Annotated in this window: 15 protein-coding genes; 4 read left to right on the plus strand and 11 right to left on the minus strand. The window is 73.4% G+C overall.

Annotated elements, in window-relative coordinates; translation table 11 throughout:
* The first annotated feature begins 105 nt into the window (after window positions 1-105).
* A complete protein-coding gene (locus AB0K80_RS05470; protein WP_365666082.1) occupies window positions 106-348 on the plus strand; it encodes a mycoredoxin in 243 nt (80 codons plus the stop codon).
* 41 nt (window positions 349-389) lie between these two features.
* Here the strand turns inward: AB0K80_RS05470 and AB0K80_RS05475 are convergent, their stop codons facing one another.
* The 6 genes from AB0K80_RS05475 to AB0K80_RS05500 form a co-directional block, all read right to left on the minus strand.
* Complete coding sequence (locus AB0K80_RS05475) at window positions 390-929, minus strand: class I SAM-dependent methyltransferase (protein WP_365666084.1); 540 nt, start codon at window positions 927-929, stop codon at window positions 390-392.
* Window positions 930-1,030: 101 nt separating this feature from the next.
* Window positions 1,031-1,975 carry an NAD(+) diphosphatase gene (nudC, locus tag AB0K80_RS05480; RefSeq protein WP_365666086.1) on the minus strand — a complete coding sequence of 315 codons (945 nt, stop codon included), beginning with the start codon at window positions 1,973-1,975 and terminating at the stop codon, window positions 1,031-1,033.
* Window positions 1,976-2,131: 156 nt separating this feature from the next.
* Window positions 2,132-3,550: a dipeptidase gene (locus AB0K80_RS05485; RefSeq protein ID WP_365666088.1), complete on the minus strand. Its 1,419-nt coding sequence runs from the start codon at window positions 3,548-3,550 to the stop codon at window positions 2,132-2,134.
* A gap of 4 nt (window positions 3,551-3,554) precedes the next feature.
* Window positions 3,555-7,160 carry a UvrD-helicase domain-containing protein gene (locus AB0K80_RS05490; RefSeq protein ID WP_365666090.1) on the minus strand — a complete coding sequence of 1,202 codons (3,606 nt, stop codon included), beginning with the start codon at window positions 7,158-7,160 and terminating at the stop codon, window positions 3,555-3,557.
* Between the two features lie 100 nt (window positions 7,161-7,260).
* The gene (locus AB0K80_RS05495; RefSeq protein WP_365666091.1) at window positions 7,261-10,869 is read right to left on the minus strand and encodes an ATP-dependent DNA helicase; all 3,609 of its coding nucleotides are present in this window, start codon (window positions 10,867-10,869) and stop codon (window positions 7,261-7,263) included.
* A gap of 257 nt (window positions 10,870-11,126) precedes the next feature.
* Window positions 11,127-11,513: an MGMT family protein gene (locus AB0K80_RS05500; RefSeq protein WP_365666093.1), complete on the minus strand. Its 387-nt coding sequence runs from the start codon at window positions 11,511-11,513 to the stop codon at window positions 11,127-11,129.
* 185 nt (window positions 11,514-11,698) lie between these two features.
* Between AB0K80_RS05500 and AB0K80_RS05505 the strand changes: the two genes are divergently transcribed.
* The 3 genes from AB0K80_RS05505 (at window position 11,699) to AB0K80_RS05515 (ending at window position 18,067) form a co-directional block, all read left to right on the plus strand.
* Window positions 11,699-14,530, plus strand: coding sequence for a lysylphosphatidylglycerol synthase domain-containing protein (locus AB0K80_RS05505; protein WP_365666094.1), 2,832 nt, complete (start codon window positions 11,699-11,701; stop codon window positions 14,528-14,530).
* Window positions 14,531-14,890: 360 nt separating this feature from the next.
* Window positions 14,891-16,435: an alpha/beta hydrolase gene (locus tag AB0K80_RS05510; protein ID WP_365666095.1), complete on the plus strand. Its 1,545-nt coding sequence runs from the start codon at window positions 14,891-14,893 to the stop codon at window positions 16,433-16,435.
* Between the two features lie 141 nt (window positions 16,436-16,576).
* A complete protein-coding gene (locus AB0K80_RS05515) occupies window positions 16,577-18,067 on the plus strand; it encodes an alpha/beta hydrolase (RefSeq protein WP_365666097.1) in 1,491 nt (496 codons plus the stop codon).
* A 65-nt stretch (window positions 18,068-18,132) separates the two neighbouring features.
* Here AB0K80_RS05515 and moeZ read toward each other — a convergent pair whose 3' ends face one another.
* From moeZ to AB0K80_RS05540, 5 genes are all read right to left on the minus strand, one after another.
* Window positions 18,133-19,311, minus strand: coding sequence for an adenylyltransferase/sulfurtransferase MoeZ (gene moeZ, locus AB0K80_RS05520; protein ID WP_365666099.1), 1,179 nt, complete (start codon window positions 19,309-19,311; stop codon window positions 18,133-18,135).
* Between the two features lie 63 nt (window positions 19,312-19,374).
* Window positions 19,375-20,160 carry a spherulation-specific family 4 protein gene (locus tag AB0K80_RS05525; protein WP_365666100.1) on the minus strand — a complete coding sequence of 262 codons (786 nt, stop codon included), beginning with the start codon at window positions 20,158-20,160 and terminating at the stop codon, window positions 19,375-19,377.
* A complete protein-coding gene (locus AB0K80_RS05530; protein WP_365666101.1) occupies window positions 20,148-21,107 on the minus strand; it encodes an NAD-dependent epimerase/dehydratase family protein in 960 nt (319 codons plus the stop codon). The genes AB0K80_RS05525 and AB0K80_RS05530 overlap by 13 nt, the downstream gene beginning before the upstream one ends.
* Window positions 21,108-21,252: 145 nt before the next feature.
* Window positions 21,253-22,527 carry a hypothetical protein gene (locus AB0K80_RS05535; protein WP_365666591.1) on the minus strand — a complete coding sequence of 425 codons (1,275 nt, stop codon included), beginning with the start codon at window positions 22,525-22,527 and terminating at the stop codon, window positions 21,253-21,255.
* A 200-nt stretch (window positions 22,528-22,727) separates the two neighbouring features.
* The gene (locus tag AB0K80_RS05540) at window positions 22,728-24,419 is read right to left on the minus strand and encodes a DUF3492 domain-containing protein (protein WP_365666103.1); all 1,692 of its coding nucleotides are present in this window, start codon (window positions 24,417-24,419) and stop codon (window positions 22,728-22,730) included.
* Window positions 24,420-24,582: the final 163 nt, after the last annotated feature.

Raw genomic sequence — 24,582 nt, forward strand, 5'->3', positions numbered from 1 at the left:
CGGGCGTCACGTGCCGGGATACCCCCGGCGGGAATGGTGGTCCTCTGCCGTACGTTCCATGACAGCGAGGACCATTCCCCGAGCCGACGAAGGAGCACGAGAGACATGCCGGGCACCGTGACGATGTACAGCACGACGTGGTGCGGCTACTGCCGCCGGCTGAAGAGCCAGCTGGACCGCGAGGGCATCGCGTACACCGAGATCAACATCGAGCAGGACCCGGAGTCGGCCGCGTTCGTCGAGAAGGCGAACGGCGGAAACCAGACGGTGCCGACCGTGCTCTTCCCGGACGGCACGACGCTCACGAACCCGTCGCTGGCGCAGGTGAAGCAGAAGATCGGCGCCTGAGCGCTCCACGGTTGCGCGTAGAGGCGGCTCCTGAGGGATCCTCAGGGGCCGCTTTTGTGCGGTTTGTCCCATATAACGGTGTAACGCCACAGCAGCCGACGGCGAAACCGGCAGCCGGGCAGCAGACGGCGCGCGGCCTGCCGGACCTCGCCCCAGGACATGGTCGCGTCCTCGATCGGCATGCCGACGGGGCCTCCCTCGCCGCCGTGGAGCAGGGCGCCGAGCCTGCTCGCGGGCACCCCGCATCCGCTGATCACCCAGTCGAGCAGGGTGCGGTTGCGGGCCAGACCGACGATCACCAGGCGGCCGCCGGGCGCCAGGAGGCGTACGAGGCGGTCCACCGCCTCCTCGAACCCCGCGTGGTGGACGACGGCGACCGCGCTGACGAAGTCGTACGCGCCTTCGCTCGGGAGTGTCCGGCCGAGGACTGTGCCGTCGAGGTAGTCCGCCTCGAGGAACGTGACGTTCGCGGGCTGGTCCCGGCGCGCGAGGCGGATCATGTCCGGTGAACGGTCGACGCCGGTGACGGTGTCCGCCAGCGGTGCCAGCTTGCGGGCCAGCAGGCCGTCACCGCATCCCACGTCCAGCGCCGTGCGGCAGCCGGCCGGTACGGCGGCGAGTACCGTCCGGTGGTAGTGGACGTTGTGGTTCCAGTACGGGTCGGTCCGGCCCTCACGTGGTGTCAGGCGACGCTCCTCGTCGGGAGCGGCTTGCCGTACCAGAGTTCGATGAGGCGGGCCGCGATCGAGATGCCGTAGGGCGGGAGGACCTCCCCGGACTCGAAGGCGGCGCGCAGTTCGTCGCGGGAGAACCAGCGCGCTTCGTGGATCTCGTCACCGTCGACGGTGATGTCGGTCGAGGTGGCGCGGGCCATGAAGCCCAGCATGAGGCTGGACGGGAAGGGCCAGGGCTGGCTGGCGATGTACTCGACCCGGCCGACGGTGATGCCGGCCTCCTCGTGGACCTCGCGGCGCACCGACTGTTCGATGGACTCGCCGGGCTCGACGAAACCGGCGAGGGTCGAGAACCGGCCCTCGGGCCAGTGGACCTGCCGGCCCAGCAGGATGCGGTCGTCCTCGTCGGTGACGGCCATGATCACGGCGGGGTCGGTGCGCGGGTAGTGCTCGGCGCCGCAGGCGGGGCAGCGGCGGATGTGGCCGGCCGCGGCGATGACGGTGCGCTCGCCGCAGCGGGAGCAGAAGCGGTGGGTGCGCTGCCAGTTCTCCAGGCCGACCGCGTGCGCCATCAGGCCCACGTCGCGGGGTGACAGCAGCAGACCGGCCTCGCGCAGGCCTGCGGGGCGGGCGGAGTCGTCCATGCGGCCGGGCAGCGCGTCCTTCTGGAGGGCGAAGTAGCTGACGCCGTCCTCGTCGATGCCGAGGAAGTACCGGTGCGCCTCGGTCAGGGGGGCCTCGAAGGAGGGGGTCATGACGAGTTCGGTGCGCCCGTCGGGGGTCTCGTCGATGAGGACCTGGCCGCCGGAGACCACGAAGCACCGAGTGGAGGGGTGGCTCCACGCCGCCGCGAGCCAGGCCTCGTCGAGCCGGTGGTGCGCGGCCCGGTCGATGCCGCTCGGCTCGGTCAGCGCGATCGGGCGGTCGGCGTGGTGGTCGGTCCAGGTGGTCACGGGTGCTTCCAACTCCCCCGGTGGAACGGTCGGTTTCGGCGGGCGGTTCAGCGGGACGTGCGGCGGGAGCCGACCGGGTCCGGCCGGTCTCGGCGGTACGGGGCGGTTCTTCCAGTGTGCCCCGCGCGGGCCGGCGCTCCGGACGGCGTGGGACGGTCAGGGCGCATGGCGCCAGTGCTCGGCGAGGTCGCCCCACAGGTAGGCGCTCGTCTCGACGCCTTTGAGGAGCAGGTCGAGCTCCACCTTCTCGTTCGGGGCGTGCCAGCCGTCGGAGGGGACGGAGATGCCGAGGAAGAGCACTGGTGCGCCGAGGACGTCCTGGAGGTCCGCGGCCGGTCCGGAGCCGCCCTCGCGCGTGAAGCGCACCGGCTGTCCGAAGGCACGCCCCATGGCCCGGACGACCGACTGCAGGGCCGGGTGGTCCAGCGGCGTCAGGCACGGGCGCGTGGCCGCGCCGAAGGTGATCTCACACCGGATCCCGGCGGGCACCTGTGTCTCGGCCCAGGCACGGACGGCCTTCTCCAGGTGGTCGGGATCCTGACCCGCGACGAGCCGGAAGGACAGCTTCACCGTCGCCGACGACGGGATGATGGTCTTGCTGCCGGGGCCCTGGTAGCCGCCCCCGATGCCGTTGACCTCGGCAGTGGGACGGGCCCAGATCCGCTCCAGGGTGGTGTACCCGGCCTCGCCGTGGGTGGCGTACGACCTGGCCGTGCGCAGCCACCGTCCCTCGTCGAAGGGCAGCTCGGCGAAGAGTTCCCGTTCGCGGTCGGTGAGTTCCACGACGCCGTCGTAGAAGCCGGGGATCGCCACGCGCGCGTGCTCGTCGTGCAGGGCGGCGACCAGGCGGGCGGCGGCCGTGGCCGGATTGGGCACCGCACCGCCGAAGGAACCGGAGTGGATGTCCTGGTCGGGACCATGCAGCCGGATCTCGCACTCGGCGAGGCCCCGCATGCCGGTGCACACCGTGGGGGTGTCCTCGGACCACATGCCGGTGTCGGAGACGATCACCGCGTCGGCGGCGAGCCGGTCGGCGTGCTCCTCGACCAGCGCCCTGAAGTGCGGGGAGCCCGACTCCTCCTCGCCCTCGATCAGCAGTTTCAGGTGCACGGCCGGGCTGGTGCGGCCGGTGGCGGCGAGGTGGGCGCGGACGCCGAGGGTGTGGAAGAAGACCTGGCCCTTGTCGTCGGCCGCGCCACGCGCGTACAGGCGGTTCTCCCGGACGACGGGCTCGAAGGGGTCGCTGTCCCAGCCGTCCTCCCGGGCGGCGGGCTGCACGTCGTGGTGGCCGTAGACGAGGACCGTGGGTGCTTCGGGGTCGGCGCAGGGCCACTCGGCGAAGACCGCCGGGGCGCCCGGGGTCTGCCAGACCTCGGCGGTCGGGAAGCCGGTCTCCTTCAGCCGGGCGGCGAGCCAGTCGGCGCTGCGCCGCACGTCGGGGGCGTGTTCGGGCTGGGCCGACACCGACGGGATGCGCAGCCACTCGGCGAGGTCGTCGAGGAAGGCGGCGCGGTGCGACGCTATGTACGTACGGACGGCGCTGACGGCACTGTCAACGGGCTGGCTCATGTCCATGAGCCTATCGGCCCGGGCTGACGTCCCGATCGTGCGGTTCGTCACCGGACGTCTCCCCCAGCAGCAGCCGCTCCAGCGCCGCGCGGTCCGGCAGGCCCTCCGGCCGTACGACCTCACCGGTGCGCACGTACAGGAACGCCGCCGTGACCGACTCCAGGGGCACGCCCTGCTGCTCGGCCCAAGCCAGGCGGTACAAGGCGAGTTGCAGCGGATCGGCCGTACCGCCCCGGCCGGTCTTCCAGTCGACGATCTCGTACGTCGCCTGCTCCCCGTCGCCCTCCTTGTAGACGGCGTCGATGCGGCCCCGTACGACGCGGCCGGCGAGGGCGAGCTGGAAGGGGGCCTCCACGCGGTAGGGCGTGCGGTGTGCGTACGCGGTGCGCTCGAAGGCGTCCTTCAGGGCCTCCAGGTCGTGTTCGTCGGCGATCTCGGCGTCGCGGCCGGGCAGGTCGTCGGGTTCGAGCAGGGGAAGGGTCAGCGCTTCGAAGCGGGACTCGACCCAGGCGTGGAAGCGGGTGCCGCGACGCGCCGCGGGCTGCGGCGGGCGCGGCATGGGGCGGGCCAGTTCCTGCGCGAAGCCGTCGGGGTCGGCGGCCAGGCGGAGCAGCTGCGACGCCGTCAGCGACGCGGGCAGGGGCACCTCCGTGACACTGTCCCGGGCGCGCAGGAGCTCCCCGGTGAGGGCGTCGAGGTCGCGGTCCCAGGAGGCGACGAGGCGGGCCTCTTCGGGGGTGAGGAGTTCGTGTTCCGCGCGTTGTCCCGAGGGGTGGTTCCCCGTGGGGTGGGGGTGCGGGCGGGAGGGCTCCGGTGCCGCCTCCTCGTGCGGGATCTGGTGGGGGATGGCGGGGCGGGGTGCCGGACGCGCGTTCCGGCCGGCCGGGGCGCTCGCGGAGTGGGGGTCGGTCCCGAAGCCGCCGGGGGCGGACGGGTCGGGTTCCCCGTACGGCGGCTCGTCGTACGGATCGTCGTACGGCGGCTCCTCGTACGGCGGCTCCTCGTACGGCGGCTCCTCGTACGGCGGCTCGTCGTCCTCCGGGGGCGCGGGCCAGTCCGGGTCGTCGTAGGTGTCCGGGGCGTGCAGGGCCGCGGGATGGCCGTCCTGGTGGGAGGCGAGGTCCTCCAGGTGGGCCAGGACGGTCGCGGCGGCTGCCCGGCGGCGGGCCAGGGCCGCCTCGTCCAGGGGCAGGGGCCAGGCCTGGTCGGCGGTGGACCGGTGCAGGGCGGGGTTCTCCTCGTCCTCCTCCGGCTCCTGCGCCCAGACCTCGATCTCGCCGTACCCGGCGGCGCAGTGGTCGTGCAGGGCCTGGAGGAAGGCGGAGGGGCCGCGCGGCTTCTTCTGGGTGGGACCCCACCAGTGGCCGGAGCCGAGGAGGAGGGAGCGGGGGCGGGTGAAGGTGACGTAGCCGAGGCGGAGTTCCTCGGTGTGCTGGTGGTCCTTCATGGCCTCCTGGAAGGCCTTCAGGCCCCGGGAGTCCCAGGACTCCACGTCGGGCAGGGTGTCGGCGTCGCCGCGCAGGGCGTGCGGCAGGACCTTGCCCTGGGCGGTCCACTTCTCGCGTCCCTGGGTGCTGGGGAAGGTGCCGGTGACCAGGCCCGGGACGGCCACGACATCCCACTCAAGGCCCTTGGACTTGTGCGCGGTGAGCACCTTGACGGTGTTCTCGCCGCCGGGGAGGGCGTTGTCGAGGCCCTTCTCGTACTGGGCGGCGGTGCGCAGGAAGGCGAGGAAGGCGAGCAGCGTGGCCTCGTTGTCGCCGGCGGCGAAGGAGGCGGCGATGTCCAGGAAGTTGGACAGGGTCTCGCGGCGGCGGGCGGCCAGGGCGTGCGGCGACGCCGACAGTTCGACCTCCAGGCCGGTGACGGCCAGGACGCGGTGCAGCACGTCCATCAGCGGGTCGGACAGCGAGCGGCGCAGCTCGCGCAGTTCGGTGGCCAGCCGCGCGAAGCGCACGCGCGCGTCCGGCGAGAAGGGCAGCCCGTCGTCGTCCCCGTGGCCGTCCAGCGGGGTCTCCAGGAACGTGTCGAGGGCGTCGACGAGCGAGATCACCTCGGACGGGTCGGTGCCCTCGACTGCCTCGGCGAGCCGGCGGTCCGGGTCGTCGTCGCCGTCCACGCGCGCGTGCGCCACGAGCAGCCGGGCGCGCCGCCCCAGCAGGGCGAGGTCGCGCGGGCCGATGCGCCAGCGCGGGCCGGTGAGCAGCCGCACCAGGGAGGCGTTGGCGCCGGGGTCCTGGAGGACCTCGCAGACGGCGACGAGGTCGGCGATCTCGGGCAGGTGCAGCAGTCCGGAGAGGCCGACCACCTCGACGGGGATGTCGCGGGCGACCAGGGCGCCCTGGATCTCGGCGAAGTCGGTCGCCGTACGGCACAGCACGGCGATTTCCCCCGGCGCCTTCCCGGTGCGTACGAGGTGGGCGATGGAGTCGGCGACCCAGTCGATCTCCTCGGCGTGGGTGCGCAGCAGGGCGCAGCGGACGATGCCGTCGTGCTCGGCGCCGGGGGCCGGGCGGAGGGCCTCCACGCCCGCGTGCAGTGCGCGCAGGGGCTCGGCGAGGCCGTTGGCCAGGTCGAGGAGACGGCCGCCGCTGCGGCGGTTCTCGCTGAGCGCGCGACGGGTCGCCGCCCTGCCGTCCGCGTGCGGAAAGTGGCGGGGGAAGTCGTCGAGGTTGGCGACGGAGGCGCCGCGCCAGCCGTAAATGGCCTGGCAGGGGTCGCCGACGGCGGTCACCGGGTGGCCGGTCCCGCCGCCGAACAGGCCCGCGAGGAGGACGCGCTGGGCGACGGAGGTGTCCTGGTACTCGTCGAGGAGGACCACCCGGAACTCCTCGCGCAGGATGCGGCCCACCTCCGGGATCGCGGCGAGCTGGGCGGACAGGGCGATCTGGTCGCCGAAGTCGAGCAGGTCGCGCTCGCGTTTGGCGGCCCGGTAGCGGATCACCAGGTCGGCCAGTTCCCGGCGGGCGGCGGCCGCCTCGGGAACCTTGCGCAGGTCGGCGTTGGTGAGCTTGACGCCTTCCAGGGTGCGCAGCAGCTCGGTGTCCCAGGCGCGCAACTCCTCGGGCCGTACGAGGTGCTCGGCGAGTTCGGCGTCGAGGGCGAGGAGGTCGCCGACCAGGTCCGGGAAGGACCGGGTCAGGGCCGGGTACGGCCCTGGTGCCTCACGCAGCACCCGCGCGGCGAGCTGGTAGCGGGTGGCGTCCGCGAGCAGACGGGAGCTCGGCTCCAGACCGATACGCAGGCCGTGGTCGGTCAGCAGGCGGCCGGCGAAGGCGTGGTACGTGGAGATCACCGGCTCGCCCGGCGGGTTGTCCGGGTCGATCACGTCCGGGTCGGTGACGCCGGCCTTGACCAGCGCCTTGCGGACGCGTTCGGCGAGCTCGCCTGCGGCCTTGTTGGTGAAGGTGAGGCCGAGCACCTGTTCCGGGGCGACGTGGCCGGTGCCCACCAGCCACACCACGCGGGCCGCCATCACCGTCGTCTTGCCGGATCCGGCTCCGGCCACGATCACCTGCGGTGCGGGCGGCGCGGTGATGCAGGCCGTCTGCTCCGGGGTGAAGGGGATGCCGAGGAGCTCCTTGAGCTGCTCGGGATCGGTGATGCGCGCGGACACCTGAGAGAGGCTAGCGGCGGCCACTGACAGGCGGTGCCCGGCCGACTTCAGCGCGGCAAGAAGCGCAGGTCAGCGGCTGTGGTGCCGTGCATCACAGCCGTCACTCGACCACATGGCGGCCTTCGGGCCGGGCGCTGCACGAGGCCTGGAAGGCGCAGTGCGTGCAGTGCTGGCCGGTGGTCGGGGTGAAACGCTCGTCGAGGACCTTGCCGGCGGCCGTGGCGAGCAGGTCACCGACCCACTCGCCCTCCAGCGCTTCCTGCGCCTGCACCCTGGGCAGGCTGTCGCCGCCGTCGCGCTGGGCGGCGCCCTGCCGGAGGTGGACCAGCTCGGCGCCGCCCGGCTCGGGGCGGACGCCGTCGAAGACGTCGTCGACGGCACCCTCCCGGACGGCGAGCTGGTACACGGCGAGCTGGGGGTGGCGTGCCACCTCCTTGGCGCTGGGCGCCTGTTTGCCGGTCTTGAAGTCGACGACGTAGGCACGGCCCTGGCCGTCCGCCTCCACGCGGTCCATCTGACCCCGGATGCGCACCTCGTAGTCGCCCGCCTCCAGCGTCACGTCGAAGTCCTGCTCGCTGGCCACCGGTGTCCGTCCCGCGCGGTCCATGACGTGCCACTTCAGCAGGCGTTCCAGCGCCACGCGCGCGTTCTCCTTCTCCTGCGCGGACTTCCACGGCGCGTCGAAGGCCAGCGCGTTCCACACCGAGTCCAGGCGTTCCATGAGGACGTCCAGGTCGGCCGGGGTGCGTCCGGAGGCGACCTCGTCGGCGAGGACGTGCACCACGTTGCCGAAGCCCTGGGCGGCCGTCGCGGGCGCGTCGGCCTTCACCTCACGGCCCAGGAACCACTGCAGGGCGCAGGTGTTGGCGAGCTGGTCGAGGGCGCTGCCGGAGAGCACGACGGGCTGGTCGCGGTCGCGCAGCGGCACCTTGGACTCGGTGGGCTCGAACATGCCCCACCAGCGGTAGGGATGCGCGGCGGGGACCAGGGGACGGCCGTCCTCGTCGGCGAGCGCGGCGAGCCGGGCCAGGCGGCGGGCGGCGGCCTCGCGCAGCGCGGCGGACACGCGCGGATCGACCGTCGTGGCACGCAGTTCCGCGACCAGGGCGGCCACCGACAGCGGACGGCGGGGGCGGCCGGTGACGTCCCTGGGTTCGACGCCGAGCTCGGTCAGGAAGCGGGAGGGCTGGTCGCCGTCGTCGGCGGGGGCCTTCACCGCCGTGACGACCAGGCGCTCACGCGCGCGCGTGGCGGCCACGTAGAACAGGCGCCGCTCCTCGGCCAGCAGGGCTCCCGGGGTGAGCGGTTCGGCGAGTCCGTCCCGGCCGATGCGGTCGGCCTCCAGCAGGGAGCCGCGGCGGCGCAGGTCCGGCCACAGGCCCTCCTGGACGCCCGCCACGACGACCAGCCGCCACTCCAGGCCCTTGGAGCGGTGCGCGGTCATCAGACGCACGGCGTCGGGGCGTACGGCACGCCGGGTGAGCGTGTCGGCGGCGATGTCCTCCGCTTCGATCTCCTCCAGGAAGTTCAGCGCGCCCCGGCCGCCGGTACGCTCCTCGGCGCGGGCCGCGGTGGCGAACAGCGCGCACACGGCGTCCAGGTCCCGGTCGGCGTTGCGGCCCGCCGCGCCGCCGCGCCGCGCGGTCCGCTCCAGGCGCGCGGGCCAGGGCGTGCCCTCCCACAGGTCCCACAGGGCCTCCTCGGCCGTACCGCCGCCGGCCAGGCGCTCGCGGACCTTGCGCAGCAGCGCGCCGAGCCGCTGAGCGCCACGCGCGTACGTGGGGTCGTGCACGGCCAGCCGCTCCGGCTCGGCCAGCGCCCGGGCGAGCAGCTCGTCCGAGGGCGGCGGCAGCGGGTTGCCCGCGGCCCGCTCCTCCTCGCGCAGGGCGCGGCCGAGGCGACGCAGGTCGGCAGCGTCCATGCCGGCGAGGGGGGAGGTGAGCAGGGTCAACGCGGTGTCGGTGTCGAGCCAGCAGGGGTCCTCCCGGCGGTTTGGTCGCCGGGTGCCCTCGTCGCTGCCTGACCGTCGGGCGTCCTCGCCGCTGTCCGACCCTCGGATGCCCTCGTCGCTGCCTGACCGTCGGACGTCCGATCCCAGGGTGTCCTCGCCGCTGCCCGGCCCCCGGACGTCCTCGCCACTGCCCGGCCCCCGGATGGCCCCGTCGCTGCCTGACCGTCGAGCGTCCTCGCCGCTGTCCGACCCTCGGATGCCCTCGTCGCTGAGCGACCCCGGGGTGCCCACCCCGCCGCCCGGCCCCCGGACGTCCTCGCCGCTGCCCGGCTCTCGGGTGTCCTCGCCACCCGGGCGTCGGGTCGCCTCCGCGGTCGCCACCGCTCGCAGGGCCGTCAGCAGGGGCGCCACCGCCGGTTCGTGCCGCAGCGGCAGGTCGTCGCCGTCGACGTCCAGCGGGACACCGGCGGCGGTCAGCGCCCGGCGCATCGCCGGGAGGGTGCGGGAGCCGGCCCGCACCAGGACGGCCATCTCACTCCACGGCACCCCGTCCTCAAGGTGCGCCCTGCGCAGGATGTCGGCGATGTTGTCCAGTTCGGTGCCGGGCGTCGGGTAGGTGTACACCTCGACACGTCCGCCGTCCCGCACGGGGGCCAGTTCCCGGTGCGCACGGACCTTGTCGGCGGGCAGCCGGGGCAGCGGCATCCGCTGGGTCAGCAGGCGGGTCGCGGCCAGCAGGGCGGCGCCGGAGCGGCGGGAGGTGCGCAGTACCCGCACCGGGGCCGGGCGGCCGTCCGCGCGCGGGAAGGTGTGGGGGAAGTCCAGGATGCCGTTCACGTCCGCGCCCCGGAACGCGTAGATCGACTGGTCGGGGTCGCCGAACGCGACCAGGGTGCGACCGCCGCCCGCGAGGGCGTGCAGCAGCCGTACCTGGGCCGGGTCGGTGTCCTGGTACTCGTCGACGTAGACGGCGTCATAGCGGGCGGCGAGCTCCTCGGCGACACCGGGGCGGTGGGCCAGGAGGACCGCGCGGTGCACGAGCTCGGCGTAGTCGATCACGCCTTGGAGGTCGAGCACGTCGAGGTACTCCGCGAGGAACGCGGCGGCGGCCTGCCAGTCGGGGCGGCCGATACGGCGTGCGAAGGCGTCCAGGGCGTCGGGGCCTAGGCCCAGCTCGCGGCTGCGGGCGAGCACCGCGCGGACCTCGTCGGCGAAACCCCGGGTGGTCAGGCAGGCGCGCAGCTCGTCCGGCCACCGCACGTGCGCGAGGCCGAGCCGTTCGAGCTCCGGCTGGCCCGCCAGCAGCTCCCGGACCGTGACGTCCTGCTCCGGGCCGGACAGCAGCCGCAGCGGCTCCACGAACAGGTCACTGTCCTGGTGGCCGCGGACCAGGGCGTAGCAGAACGAGTGGAACGTGGTCGCCTGCGGGGCACGCGCCGCCCCGGTGCGCAGCGCCAGCCGGTCCCGCAGTTCCACGGCGGCCTTGCGGCTGAAGGTCAGTACGAGGATCCGCTCGGGATCGCCGCCCCGGGCGACCCGCGCGGCCACCGACTCGACGAGGGTGGTGGTCTTTCCGGTGCCCGGACCTGCCAGAACCAGCAGCGGACCGGTGCGGTGGTCAACCACGGAGCGCTGTGCGGCGTCCAGAGTAGGGGGATCGATCCGGGGCGGTGGGGTACGTACCAGTCGGTAAGCGCCACGGTTCCCCCGTCGCACCCGGGGGTGCGACAGGCCGCTGACGGAGGAAGAGGAGCTCACGTGGTTCGCCGGTCCTGGTGGGTGTGCTGGTCGCCGCGCCGCCGCGCGTGGAGAGCGGTGGCCGCGGGGTGAGGGGGACTGGTGCAGCCGACGCTACGCCGCGCAGAGGAGTGGAAGCAGGGCTTCCGCCTTTTCTCTCCGGGCACCGCCGACTCCCGAGTCCCTTGCTTCACGAACGTACGTCATGTCACGGACGTGCCCGCATTCGCTCGAACGGATCACCGGTCACACCGTGGTCCGTCCGATGGCGGAAGCTGTCAGGTGTGACCCCCCGCGCGCTCTGCGCCGTCCCACCGCGCCCGCCTCAGGTCGATGCGCGGCAGGTGGCCCTCGGCGGCCCTGCCGGCCTCCCTCAGCGGCGTGCCCTCCGCGCGGTAGTGGCCGAGGGCTCTCAGTTCGTGCCCCCGGAGCAGCACACCGTCCGCGCGGACGACGCGCCACCAGGGCACCCCTCCCCCGTAGAGGGACATCACCCGGCCGACCTGGCGGGGGCCGCCCGCCCCCAGCCACTCGGCCACGTCCCCGTACGTCATGACACGGCCAGGCGGGATCAGCTCGGTGACCTCCAATACCCGCTCGGCGTACTCGGGCAGGGCGTCGGCGTACTCGGCGCGGGCGTCGTCGGGAAGGCTCTGCTCGCTCATCCGTCCCATCCTGCCCCACGCCACCGACAAGGTGACGCGGCCGTCACCGTGCGTGGCCCTCGCCCCGAAGCAGCGCTTCGGGCAGACTGTCCGCCCCGCATGTGCACCCTGATGCCCCCGTGTGTCGGTGCGGCATGCCACCATCGTGCGGGCGGTGACCGGTGATACGAGACCAAGAAGAGACGATGAAGCAGCAGGGTGCGCACCCCGAGAAACCGGAGGGCACCTCTGCCGCCTCGTCGCGCCCGGACACCGCGGATCGCGGCACCGCAGGCGGCAGCGGCAAGGACCGCGGCACCGAGGACGCCGGCCGGGAGGCGGCCGGGAAGAGGGCCGCTGTGAACGCCGAAGACGCCCACGCCGTGGATGATCCCGCCACCGTCGACGATTCCGGCGCGGTGGACGATCCCGGCACGGTCTACGTCGAAGAGGTCGAGGGCGACGAACCGCTGCTCCCCGCGCGCGTGCACCGTCCCTCGGATCTGATGCGGCTCCTGGTGGGCGTGCTCGCCGTCGTCGTGCTGCTCGGCATCGCCGCGTTCGCGCACGGCACCACCTCGGGCCTGGAACAGGACATCAACAAGGGCACCGGCCAGGCGCCCGACCTGCTCATCAAGATCGCCGGGCTGGCCTCCAGCATCGCGATCCTGCTGGTGCCGGTGGCCTTCGCCATCGAGCGGCTGATCAAACGGGACGGGCTGCGCATCGCCGACGGTGTACTCGCGGCGGTCCTGGCGCACGGTGTGACCCTCGCCACCGATCTGTGGGTCGCCCGCGCCGCGCCCGACTCGATCCAGGAGGCGCTCACCCAGCCCTCGCCCGGCGACATCCACGCCCTCACGGACCCCGTGCACGGCTATCTGGCACCGGTGATCGCGTACATGACCGCCGTCGGCATGTCACGCCGGCCCCGGTGGCGCGCGGTGCTGTGGGTGGTGCTGCTGCTCGACGCCTTCTCCATGCTCGTCACCGGGTACACGACACCGTTCTCGATCATCCTGACGGTGCTGATCGGCTGGACCGTGGCGTACGGCACGCTCTACGCGGTGGGCTCCCCCAACGTCCGTCCCACCGGGCAGACCCTGATGGCGGGCCTGCGGACGGTCGGCTTCCGCCCGGTGAGCGCCTCGCGCGAGGAGACGCACGACACCTCGGAGACAGGCGACCGGGGCCGGCGGTACTTCGTCACCCTGGAGGACGGTCCGCCGCTGGACGTGACGGTGGTCGACCGGGAGCAGCAGGCGCAGGGGTTCTTCTACCGTGCCTGGCGCAACCTGACGCTGCGCGGCTTCGCCACCCGCAGCAGTCTCCAGTCCCTGCGCCAGGCGCTGGAACAGGAGGCGCTGCTGGCGTACGCGGCCATCGCGGCCGGCGCCAACGCGCCCAAGCTGATCGCCACCTCGGAGCTCGGCCCGGACGCCGTGATGCTCGTCTACGAGCACACCGGCGGACGCACCCTCGACTCGCTGCCGGACGAGGAGATCACCGACGACCTGCTGCGCGACACCTGGCACCAGGTCAGAGCCCTGCAGTCCCGGCGTATCGCGCACCGCCGGCTGGTGGGCGACGCGATCCTGGTGGATCGTTCCGGCACGGTGATCCTCACCGACCTGCGCGTCGGTGAGATCGCGGCCGGCGATCTGCTGTTGCGCATGGACATCTCCCAGCTGCTGGTCACCCTCGGCCTGCGCGTGGGCGCCGAGCGGGCGGTGGCCTCCGCGGTGAGCGTGCTCGGACCCGACGCGGTGGCGGACTGCCTGCCGATGCTCCAGCCCATCGCCCTCAGCCGCTCCACGCGCGCGACCCTGCGCCGACTCGCCCGGGAACGTGCCGAGCGCGAGCGGGAAGCGGTACTGGAGGCCTCCCGGCACGCCAAGCAGACCCGCCTGGAGGAGGCCTCGGACCAGCACACCGCGGTCAGCCTCGAGAAGGCCGACAAGAAGGCCGTACGGGCGGAGCAGCGGGCCGAGAAGCGGGCCATCGACGAGGCGCTGGAGGAGGCGCGCGAGGAGGACCTGCTCACCCAGATCCGCCACGAGGTGCTGCGGATCAGGCCGCAGGCCCCGGTCGAGCCGGCCCGCCTGGAGCGGGTCCGGCCGCGTACCCTGATCAGCTTCATCGCCGGCGCGATCGGCGCGTACTTCCTGCTGACGCAGCTCACCCACATCGAGTTCGGGCCGCTCATCGCCAACGCCCAGTGGGGCTGGGTCGCCGCGGCCGTGCTGTTCTCGGCGGGCAGTTACTTCGCGGCGGCGATGGCCCTGCTGGGGTTCGTGCCGGAGCGGGTGCCGTTCCTGCGGACCGTGGGGGCCCAGGTGGCGGGGTCGTTCGTGAAGATCGTCGCCCCGGCGGCGGTCGGCGGGGTCGCGCTGAACACGCGTTTCCTGCAGCGCGCGGGAGTGCGGCCGGGGCTCGCGGTGGCCAGTGTCGGCGCCTCGCAGCTGTTCGGGCTGGGCTGCCACATCCTGATGCTGCTGTCCTTCGGCTATCTGACGGGCACCGAGAAGACGCCGTCACTGTCCCCGTCCCGGACGGTCATCGCGGGTCTGCTCACGGTCGCGGTGCTCGTGCTCGTGGTGACCTCGGTGCCGTTCCTGCGGAAATTCGTCGTCACGCGCGTGCGGTCGCTTTTCGCGGGTGTCGTGCCGCGCATGCTCGACGTGCTCCAGCGGCCGCAGAAGCTGGTGACCGGCATCGGCGGCATGCTTCTGCTGACCGCGTGCTTCGTGATGTGCCTCGACGCCTCCATCCGGGCGTTCGGCGACGAGTCGACCTCGATCAGCATCGCCAGCGTCGCCGTCGTCTTCCTCGCGGGCAACGCGCTGGGGTCGGCGGCGCCCACCCCGGGCGGTGTGGGCGCGGTGGAGGCGACCCTGACCGTCGGTCTGATCGCCGTCGGGCTCCCCAAGGAGGTCGCCGCGCCCGCGGTGCTGCTGTTCCGGCTGCTGACCCTGTGGCTGCCCGTACTGCCGGGCTGGCTCGCCTTCAACCACCTGACGAGGAAAGAAGCGCTCTGAGGGCTGCTGTGGCCGGGGCTCTGCCCTGCGCCCAACCGGTCTGTGGATGCTGCGGTGGGTGGCGGAGGTGCCGCAGCGACCGGTGTCGCGGGGGTGCCGTAGCGGCAGGGGTGCCGGGGCTGCCGTGACGACAGGTCCGCGGGTGCCGTACCGGCAAGGCTTCGGACCTGCCCTGACGACACAGGCCGCGGCGTGCCGTACCGGCAAGGCTGCGGTGCCCGCCGTACGGCAGGCTGCGAGCTGCGCTGCCGGCAATGCTCGCCGCTGCTCCGAGGCAGCTGCGCCGGCCCCACCGCGCCGTACTCGCTCGGACGGCTCGTGTCCCGCGCGGCGCGCCCCGGACGGTCGCAGGATGGAGGTATGGCCAGCCCCTTCCGGCCGCGCGCCGCTGCCCTGACCGTCACCGCCGCGCTGCTGTCCGCCCTGCTCGCGGGCTGCGGCGACGACGCCAAGGAAGAGGACCTGACGGAGCAGAGACTCAGCTGGGAGGACTGCCCGGCCCCGTCCGACGAACAGGGCGGCGGCAATGCCCCCTCCCCGATGCCGGACGACGGCGAGTGGCAGTGCGCCACGATGAAGGTGCCCCGCGACTGGAACAAACCCAAGGGCGACACGATCAAACTCGCGCTGATCCGGGTGAAGGCCAGCGGCGACCCGGGGCGGCGCATCGGTTCGCTCGTCTTCAACTTCGGCGGGCCAGGCGGCTCCGGCGTCACGGCGCTGCCCTCCTTCGGCGAGGACTACACGACGCTGCGCACCCGCTACGACCTGGTCAGCTTCGACCCGCGCGGGGTCGGCCGCAGCGCCCCCGTGGTCTGCGAGGACGACGAACAGCTCGACGAGTACTTCCAGCAGGACGCGACCCCCGACACCGCCGGCGAACGCACCTCGTACCTCGACGAGACCAAGGACTTCAACGAGGCCTGCGAGGAGCACTCGGGGCGGATGCTGCCGCACGTACGCACCACCGACGCGGCCCGCGACATGGACCTGATGCGCCACCTGCTCGGCGACGCCAAGCTGCACTACTTCGGCATCTCCTACGGCACCGAACTCGGCGGCGTCTACGCCCACCTGTTCCCCAGGAACGTGGGGCGCGCCGTCTTCGACGCGGTCGTCGACCCGACCCAGACACCCGAGCAGGGCTCCCTGGGGCAGGCCCGGGGCTTCCAGCGCGCGCTCGACAACTTCGCCGAGAACTGCGTGTCCCAGGCCGAGGACTGCCCCCTGGGCGACAGCGCGCAGGACGTGAAGAACCGTATCGCCAGGCTGCTGAGGGACTTGGACGCCAAGCCGATCCCGGGCGTCTTCCCACGGGAGCTGACCCAGACGGCGGCGACCAACGGCATCGCGCAGGCGCTGTACTCGAAGGACTTCTGGCAGTACCTCACCGAGGGCCTTCAGCAGGCCTACGACGGGGACGGCAGGGTCCTGATGCTGCTGTCCGACTCGCTGAACGGGCGCAACGAGAACGGCGAGTACAGCAACCTCGCGGCGGCCAACGTCGCCATCAACTGCGCCGACGACAGGCCGCGCTACGACGCCCGGTTCGTGGAACGGAAACTGCCCGAGTTCCGGGCCGCCTCCCCCCTGTTCGGCGACTTCCTCGCATGGAGCATGCTCAGCTGCACCGACTGGCCCGTGCGGGGCGCCGCCGACCACCCGGACGTCAGCGCGCCCGGCGCGGCACCGATCCTGGTGATCGGCAACACCGGCGACCCCGCCACCCCGTACGAGGGCGCGCGGAAGATGGTGCAGGCCCTGGGCAAGGGCGTGGGGGTCGAGCTGACGTACCGGGGGCAGGGGCACGGTGCGTACGACAGCAAGAACAAGTGTGTGCAGGACGCGGTGAACGGCTATCTGCTGGAGGGGCGGACGCCGGCGCCCGGAACCGTGTGCTCCTGACCGGACGACCCGCGTCCGGTACCGCGAAATCACAGGTCACAGCGTTATCCACAGGCTTGAGCGGCTGCGGTGCGCGCCGCCTACCATGGCGGGACAGCCATCCGCCGCACGGTGCGGACGGCCTGCAAGGGGGGAAGGCACATGGCGCGATGCGTACGGTGGACGGCGCTGGCGGTCGCCGCCGCACTGCTGGGGGCGGGGTGCAGCGGCGGAGCGTCCGACGACGGCAAGGGCGGCGGGCCGCCGGCCGCGCAGCGGCTGGACTGGGGACGCTGCAAGGCCACCACGGACGGCCCCGCACCGAGCAGCGACTGGCAGTGCGCGACGCTCAAGGTGCCACTGGACTGGTCGAAGCCGGACGGCGAGAAGATCGGGCTCGCGCTGATCCGAACCAAGGCCCGGGGCGGCAAGCGCATCGGTTCGCTGCTGTTCAACTTCGGCGGTCCCGGCGGCTCGGGGGTGTCGATGATGCCCTCGTACGCCACCACGGTCTCCTCGCTGCGCGAGCGGTACGACCTGGTGAGCTGGGATCCGCGCGGGGTGGGCGCCAGCGAGGGTATCCGCTGCCGCGACGACAAGGCGATCCAGGCCGCCGAGGCGATCGACCAGACCCCCGACACCCCGGCCGAGGAGAAGGCCTACCTGCGAGACGCCGACGAGTTCGGCAAGGGCTGCCAGAAGGCCGCCGGGGAGCTGATGAAGCACGTCTCCACCACCGACACCGCCCGCGACATGGACCTGATGCGCCAGGTCCTGGGCGATGACGAGCTGCACTACTTCGGCATCTCGTACGGCACCGAACTCGGCGGTGTCTACGCCCACCTGTTCCCGAAGAAGGTGGGCCGGATGGTCCTCGACGCGGTCGTCGACCCCACCGCCGACACGATCGGCCACGCCGAGAACCAGGCCCGGGGCTTCCAGCGCGCCCTCGACGACTACCTGCGCTCCACCGGGCAGGACCCCGCACAGGGCACCCGGAAGATCGCGGACCTGCTGCGCAGGATCGACGCCCGGCCGCTGCCCACCTCCTCCCCCGGACGCAAGCTGACCCAGACCCTGGCGCTCACGGGCATCGTCCTGCCGCTGTACAGCAAGGACGGCTGGCCGACCCTGTCCAGCGCGCTCCGGGCGGCGGAGCGGGGAGACGGCTCGGAGCTGCTGGCCCTCGCCGACGGCTACAACGAACGCGACGCGTCGGGCCACTACGGCACGACCACCCACTCCCAGCGGGTCATATCGTGCCTGGACGACAGGCGGCGGCCGACGGTCGAGCAGACCCGGCGGCTGCTGCCGCGGTTCGAGCGGATCTCCCCCGTCTTCGGGGCGTTCCTCGGCTGGGACACGGCCGGCTGGTGCCACGACTGGCCGGTGGCGGGACAGTACGACACACCGGAGGTGAGCGCGCCCGGCGCGGCACCGATCCTGGTGGTCGGCAACACGGGCGACCCGGCGACCCCCTACGAGGGCGCGCGGAGGATGGCGGACGAGCTGGGCAAGGGCGTCGGAGTGGTCCTCACCTGGAAGGGCGAGGGCCACGGGGCGTACGGAAGCGGCAGCGACTGTGTCGACTCGACGGTGGACGCCTACCTGCTCACCGGCACGGTGCCCAGGGACGGCAAGGTCTGCTCATGACGAGGACGGGGGCTCCGGACACCCGCGGTGCCCGGAGCCCCCGCCGACAGGACGACGAGACCGGCTCAGTACACCGGCTTGTCCGGTTCGATCTGGTTGACCCAGCCGATGACGCCGCCGCCGACGTGGACGGCGTCGGAGAAGCCCGCGGACTTCAGGACCGCGAGGACTTCCGCACTGCGGACACCCGTCTTGCAGTGCAAGACGATCTTCTTGTCCTGGGGGAGGCCCTCCAGGGCGGTGCCCATGAGGAACTCGTTCTTCGGGATCAGGCGGGCGCCCGGGATGGAGACGATCTCGTACTCGTTGGGCTCCCGGACGTCGATGATCTCGATGTTCTCGCCGTCGTCGATCCACTCCTTGAGCTGCTTGGGAGTGATCGTGGAGTCGGCGGCGGCCGCCTGGGCCTCCTCGGAGACGACGCCGCAGAAGGCCTCGTAGTCGATGAGCTCGGTGACGGTCGGGTTCTCGCCGCAGACCGCGCAGTCGGGGTCCTTGCGGACCTTGACCTGGCGGTACTGCATCTCCAGGGCGTCGTAGATCATCAGGCGGCCGACCAGGGGCTCACCGGTGCCGGTGAGGACCTTGATGGCCTCGGTGACCTGGATGGAGCCGATCGACGCGCACAGCACGCCGAGCACGCCGCCCTCGGCGCAGGAGGGGACCATGCCGGGGGGCGGGGGCTCCGGGTAGAGGCAGCGGTAGCAGGGGCCGTGCTCGGACCAGAAGACCGAGGCCTGGCCGTCGAAGCGGTAGATCGAGCCCCACACGTACGGCTTGTTCAGCAGCACGCAGGCGTCGTTGACCAGGTAGCGGGTCGCGAAGTTGTCCGTGCCGTCGACGATCAGGTCGTACTGGCTGAAGATGTCCATCACGTTGTCGGCCTCGAGCCGCTCTTCGTGGAGGACCACGTTCACGTACGGGTTGATGCCGAGGACGGAGTCGCGCGCGGACTCGGCCTTGGAGCGGCCGATGTCGGACTGGCTGTGGATGATCTGGCGCTGCAGGTTCGACTCGTCGACCTCGTCGAACTCCACGATGCCGAGCGTGCCCACGCCCGCGGCGGCCAGGTACATCAGCGCCGGCGAGCCCAGGCCGCCGGCGCCCACGCACAGCACCTTGGCGTTCTTCAGCCGCTTCTGCCCGTCCATCCCCACGTCGGGGATGATCAGGTGGCGGGAGTACCTGCGGACCTCGTCTACGGTGAGCTCGGGGGCCGGCTCGACCAGGGGTGGCAGCGACACGGGGACTCCGTTGGTCGGTCGATCACTACAGTTGTTCTCCCCGTAACACTGCCACGGCCTTTTTCATTCCGAGACACCCGTTCCGACACGCGAGACGATCTCGTCCCAGTAGCCGGGCATGCTCGCCCAGGGGTCGACGCGGCCGCCGTGGTCCGTGCGGTCCGTGAGGTAGATCGTCGCCGCGCCCTGCCAGCGGGCGATGCGCAACGCCGCCTCCAGGTGGGGACGGGGCACCCCGTGGACGAAGTGGCAGAAGCGCTCCGGGGGATGCTCCGCGGTCCACTCCGGCGCCTGCGACCAGCGGTAGGCGCTCCACGGGCCGGAGAAGGTGACCAGCTGGTCGGCGATCTCGGCGTAGCTGCGGTCCGGGTGGGTGCCGTGGCCCAGGACGATGTGGGTCTGGTCACTCAGCGTGCGGAGCGCGGCGGTGGTGCGGCGGATCTCGGGGAGCGCTGCCCGACCCGTCGGACAGCCGTCCAGGAGGAAGCCGTCGACCCGGTACCACTCCAGGTACCGGTGCGCGTCGGAGATCAGCTCGGCGAAGGTGCGCGCGCCGGAGGGGACGGCGAGGTGGCCCAGCACCCGGATGCCCGCGTTGCGCAGCCGGCCCGCCGCCTCCAGGCAGTGCGGGTCGGGGCGGGTGCCGGGCCCGTCGGCCACATCGAGGACGACCCAGTGCAGGGGCGTGCCGGGGCGGGTGAGCGCGGTCCACTCGGCAGGCGCCAGCAGGGGGTGGGCGTAGCCGGGGATGCCGAGGGCGGTACGGGGGCGGGTGCCGGGCGTGCCACCGGCACCACCCGGTGGCCACGTCGCACACCGGTGGCTGGGCCTTCTGGTCAGATACGGCATGCCGCCTCCATCCAGATGTCGGCGAGAGACTCCTCCAGGTTGATGCGGGGGCGCCAGCCGAGCCGGTCGCGTGCGGTGCGCACGTCGGCCTGCTGCCAGCTGCCGCAGCCGTCCGGGTACGGGTACGCGACGGGGGACGTGTGGTCCGGGTCGGGGCGCGGGTGGCCGATGGCCGGGCGCAGGGCGCCGGGCGGCGCGTCGAGTTCGTGCAGGGCACCGCCGTATCCGGCCACCCGGGCGAGGATCGCGGCGGCGTCGCGCAGCCGTACGGCGCGGCCGGAGCCGATGTTGATCACGCCCTGGGCGGCGGACAGGGAGGCCGCGTGGACGGCGCGGGCCACGTCGCGGACGTCGACGAAGTCGCGCTGGGCGCCGAGGCCGCCGAGTTTCAGCTCACCGTCCCCGGACTGCATGGCGCGGCGCAGCGCCTCGGCGAGACGGCCCAGCGGAGAGCCGGCGGGCGTGCCGGGGCCGACGGGCGAGAAGACCCGCAGGACGACGGCGTCCAGGCCGGAGCCGAGGACGAGTTCGGTGGCGGCGAGTTTGCTGACGCCGTACGGCCCGCCGGGGCGGGGTACGGCGTCCTCCGCCGTGGAGGAGCCGGGCTGGCTGGGGCCGTACTCCGAGCTGCACCCGATCTGCACCAGGCGGGCGCCGCAGCCGCTGCGGCGCAGGGCCTCGCAGACGGTGGCCACGGCCACGGTGTTGTGGCGGGTGAGCTCGCGGGCGCCGCCCCTGGTCGCACCGGCGCAGTTGATGACGACGCCGGGGTGGACGGCGTCGAGGAACCGGGTGAGGGCGCCGGGGCTGCCGGTCGCGAGGTCGAAGCGGACGTCGGCGTCGTCGCCGCGGCCGAGGGCGGTGAGCTGGACGGCGGGGTCGGCGAGGAGGCGGTCGGCGACGAAGCGGCCGAGGTAGCCGTTGGCTCCGATCAGCAGGACTCTCATCGGACGGCTCCCTGGGCCGTGGTGTCCGGGCGGGTGCTCATGCGGGGTTTCTCCTTGGGGTGTGCGGGTGTGCGGATGTTCAGGTGTTCGCGTGGGGGGGTGGGTCTTGCGGTCCGCGCGGGGCCCTGCCGGTGGGGCGTCGGGGTCACTCCGTGCGGTCCGCCCGGGCGTGGGCCGAGGCCCTGGTGAGCCGGCGGGTCGCGTGGATCAGGAGGGTCAGGGCCGCCGCTCCGCAGGCGAGGACGGGCAGACCGGTGGCGTCCCAGGCGGTCACGAGAGTCTCGGTGGGCAGGGCCAGCACGGCGCACCCGGGCAGGCGGGCAGCGAACACCGCCGCCAGTGCTGCCGCCTGGGCCGTGGCCGCGGTGGCCAGGACCACGGCCGGTGCGTGGGTGAAACCGTGGGCGGTCAGCAGCCGGGCGAGGAACAGCAGGGCGCCCAGGGTGAGGGTCTCGGCGTAGGCGGGTGGCTCGCCGAGGACCGCCGCGCAGAGGGTGAGCAAGCCCGTCAGGACGGCCAGGAACAGGGTGAAGGTGCCGAGCAGGAGCGGTCGTACGGCGGCTGCGAACTCCTCCAGGCCGCGGCTGGCCGCGAGTCTGCGGCGGGCGCGTGCGGCGAAGAAGTGGGCCGCCCAGGCCGCGGGCGCGCAGGCCAGGGCGAGGGTGAGGACCGGGGCGGTGGTGAGGGGCCAGGGGCCGTCGGCCGTGCCGGTGGGCAGGGCGTCGGGGCCGCCGGCGACGGCGGCGCGGAGCAGGCCGTCACCGGCCACCGCGTAGCCGGCGAGCCAGGACGTCCACAGGGCGGACATACCGCCCGGGGTGTGGGCGGGACGGCTCAGGGGGCCCCTGCGCACGGCCGCGCGCAGGGCCAGGGCCAGGACCAGGGCGCCGACGGCCGCCGCGATGAGCCGGGGCCGGCCCTCGGTCAGGCGCAGTGCGGCCACGGTGGCCGCACACAGCGCACCGGGCAGCAGGGTGAGCAGGACCCAGTCGGCGCGCGGGCGGGGGGCCGCGGTGGGGGCCGGACGCGGGGACGTGTCCGCGTCGCGCGGCACGCGCGCGTACATCTCCTCCGCGAGGGAGAAGACATCCCGGTGGCGGAAGCGGGCGGCGGTCCGGTCGGTGACGCCGTGGGCCTCCAGACCTGCCGCGATCTCCAGCGGGTCCACCGCGCGTTCGCACAGCTCGCGGTGTCGGTGCATCAGCGCCTTCACGGGGTCGGCACCGCGCCGAGGGGTGGGGGACGTACGACCGGGGGCCGACCCCGAGGCAGTCCTGTCGCCGTCCGTGGCGGCAGCCGTCGCGCCAGCCGTGGCACCGCCCGCCGCGCCGCCCGTGGCACCGCCCGTCGCGCCGCCCGTGGCACCGTCAGCGGCGCCGTCAGTCCCAGGGGCCGTAATGCCATCCCTGGCTGCAGCCATCGCTCCGTCCACGACGGCAGCCGCCGTGCCGTCCGGGGCAGCAGCCACCGCACCCTCCGTAACGCCGTCCGCGGCCGCGCCGCCCATCCCGCCGGCCGTCGCGCGGGCGTCCCGCTCCCCCGTCAGCCACGCCTCGGACCGCGCGTCCCACGCTCCGGGGCTGCCCGGCGCCCCGTGCCGGTCCAGTTCGCCCAAGTCGCTCATCGCGCTCCCTCCCTCGCCGGCACGGCGGTCGTGGCCGTCACCGGCGTGTCCCCGGCCCGGCGGGGACCGCCCCGCGGGGTCGGGTCGGCCCAGTGCCCGGGGACGTGGGCCTCGGCCGGCATGCCGAACGGCAGGGGCTCCCCGGCCGCGTCGAGAAGGACGCGGCGGACCGGGCTCCGCGCGACGATCTCCAGGTAGATGCCGTGAAATGCCGCGATGTTCCGCTCGACGGTGAACAGTTCGAGCGCGCGGGCGCGGGCGGCGGCGCCCAGGCGCGCACGGCGCTCGGGGTCGCGCAGCAGTGCCAGGCACGCCTCGGCGAGCGCCCGGGGGTTGCGCGGAGGGACGACGAGGCCGGTGCCGCCGATGACCTCGACGACCGCGCCGACGTCGGTCGAGACCGTCGCCCGGCCGCACAGCATCGCCTCGACGAGGCTGACCGGGAAGCCCTCGACGACGCTGGACAGGACGGTCACGGCGCCCGAGGCGTACGCGTCGGCGGTGCTCGGCAGGTCCGGGCCGCCGACCTCCTCGAAGGAGACGGGGTTCTCGCCGACGGCGTGCGGGCCGTCGGCCTCGTCGGGGAAGAGCTGCGTGGCCAGCGCCCGGCAGTGGGCGAGGTAGGCCGCCCCTTCGGCGCCGGACGGTGCGCCGATGACCCGCAGGCGCGTTCCGGGCTCGGCCGTGCGGATCTCCGCGAAGGCGTGCAGCAGCGACACCAGGTCCTTCGCGGGCTCGATCCTGCCGACCCAGACCATCGTGTCCGGGGCCGCGGACGTCGGGGACTCGCCGACCTCGGCGAAGGGGGCGGCGTCCATGCCGGGGTAGACGGTCCGGATCTTCTCGCGGTCGGCGCCGCAGCGCTCCTGCCAGCGGCGGGCGTGGGTGTTGCCGGGCGTGAGGAACGCGGCCCGGGCGTAGATCTCGGCGGCGAGCCTGCCGTGGTAGGCGGCGAGCAGGGCCCGCACGGCCGGGGAGGCGTCCGGGCGGGTCAGGTAGTGGCTGCGCAGCCGCACGCCGTACTCGGTGACCAGCAGCGGCACCCCGCAGAAGTGGTGGGCGAGCAGGCCCGGCAGGGCGGCCGTGCCGCCGGAGGCGGCGTGGCACAGGTCGACCGCGCCCAGGCCGTCGTCCTCGTACCAGTCGAGGGAGAGGGGGCGCAGGGCGCGTTCCAGGTACGTGGCGACGGTGAGCAGCTCGGGGACGCGCGCTTCGCGCGCCGCGCGCTGGGCGCCGGGCGCGCGGCAGGCGCGCTCCAGCGCGCGGACGGCGGTCTCGGAGCGCAGGGCTCGCGCCAGTCCGCCCTCGTCGCGGGCGAGTTCGGCGAGACCGTACAGAGCGTTGCCGAAACGGTCCGCCTCGGCGGACGACGACTCCTCCGGGACACCCGCCGGGCCCCCCGAGCACAGGACGGCGGCCAGCGCGCCGTAGTGCTCCAGGAAGCGGCGGCGCGCCCGGCGCCCGTAGACCACGTCGTCGCCCTCGGGCATCCACAACGGTGCCGTGCGGACCCGACTGACCTGCGGGGGCAGCGGAACCCAGCCCTCGTCCTCCTGGCGTTCGCTGCGGCTGAGCGCGTACACGTCGAACTCGTGCTGTCCGAGCCCGCGCACGAGCCGATCGCACCAGAGCAGACCCTCACCGCCCACGTACGGATAGCCACCCTCCGTAAGCAGTCCTATGCGCACGAGTGCACTCCCGATCTCCCGTATGGGGAGCCGCCGTTGCGTCGGCGGCTCGCGGCGGGAACGAACGTATGCGGACAAGGCGGTGGCGCGACGGACGGTTGTCCATCGCGCCACCAAAAGGGGTGAACGGTCGTAACTTTCCCGTGCGGGTCGCGTTCTGTCG

Origin of the sequence: Streptomyces sp. NPDC052682 (assembly GCF_040678435.1) — a bacterium.
Lineage (GTDB): Bacteria > Actinomycetota > Actinomycetes > Streptomycetales > Streptomycetaceae > Streptomyces.

Bases quoted from the DNA above. Each gene is read 5' to 3' on its own strand.
- AB0K80_RS05470 (WP_365666082.1), top strand. From the start codon at position 106: ATGCCGGGCACCGTGACGATGTACAGCACGACGTGGTGCGGCTACTGC.
- AB0K80_RS05485 (WP_365666088.1), bottom strand. From the start codon at position 3,550: ATGGACATGAGCCAGCCCGTTGACAGTGCCGTCAGCGCCGTCCGTACG.
- AB0K80_RS05500 (WP_365666093.1), bottom strand. From the start codon at position 11,513: ATGAGCGAGCAGAGCCTTCCCGACGACGCCCGCGCCGAGTACGCCGAC.
- AB0K80_RS05505 (WP_365666094.1), top strand. From the start codon at position 11,699: ATGAAGCAGCAGGGTGCGCACCCCGAGAAACCGGAGGGCACCTCTGCC.
- AB0K80_RS05510 (WP_365666095.1), top strand. From the start codon at position 14,891: ATGGCCAGCCCCTTCCGGCCGCGCGCCGCTGCCCTGACCGTCACCGCC.
- AB0K80_RS05515 (WP_365666097.1), top strand. From the start codon at position 16,577: ATGGCGCGATGCGTACGGTGGACGGCGCTGGCGGTCGCCGCCGCACTG.
- AB0K80_RS05525 (WP_365666100.1), bottom strand. From the start codon at position 20,160: ATGCCGTATCTGACCAGAAGGCCCAGCCACCGGTGTGCGACGTGGCCA.
- AB0K80_RS05530 (WP_365666101.1), bottom strand. From the start codon at position 21,107: ATGAGAGTCCTGCTGATCGGAGCCAACGGCTACCTCGGCCGCTTCGTC.
- AB0K80_RS05535 (WP_365666591.1), bottom strand. From the start codon at position 22,527: ATGGCTGCAGCCAGGGATGGCATTACGGCCCCTGGGACTGACGGCGCC.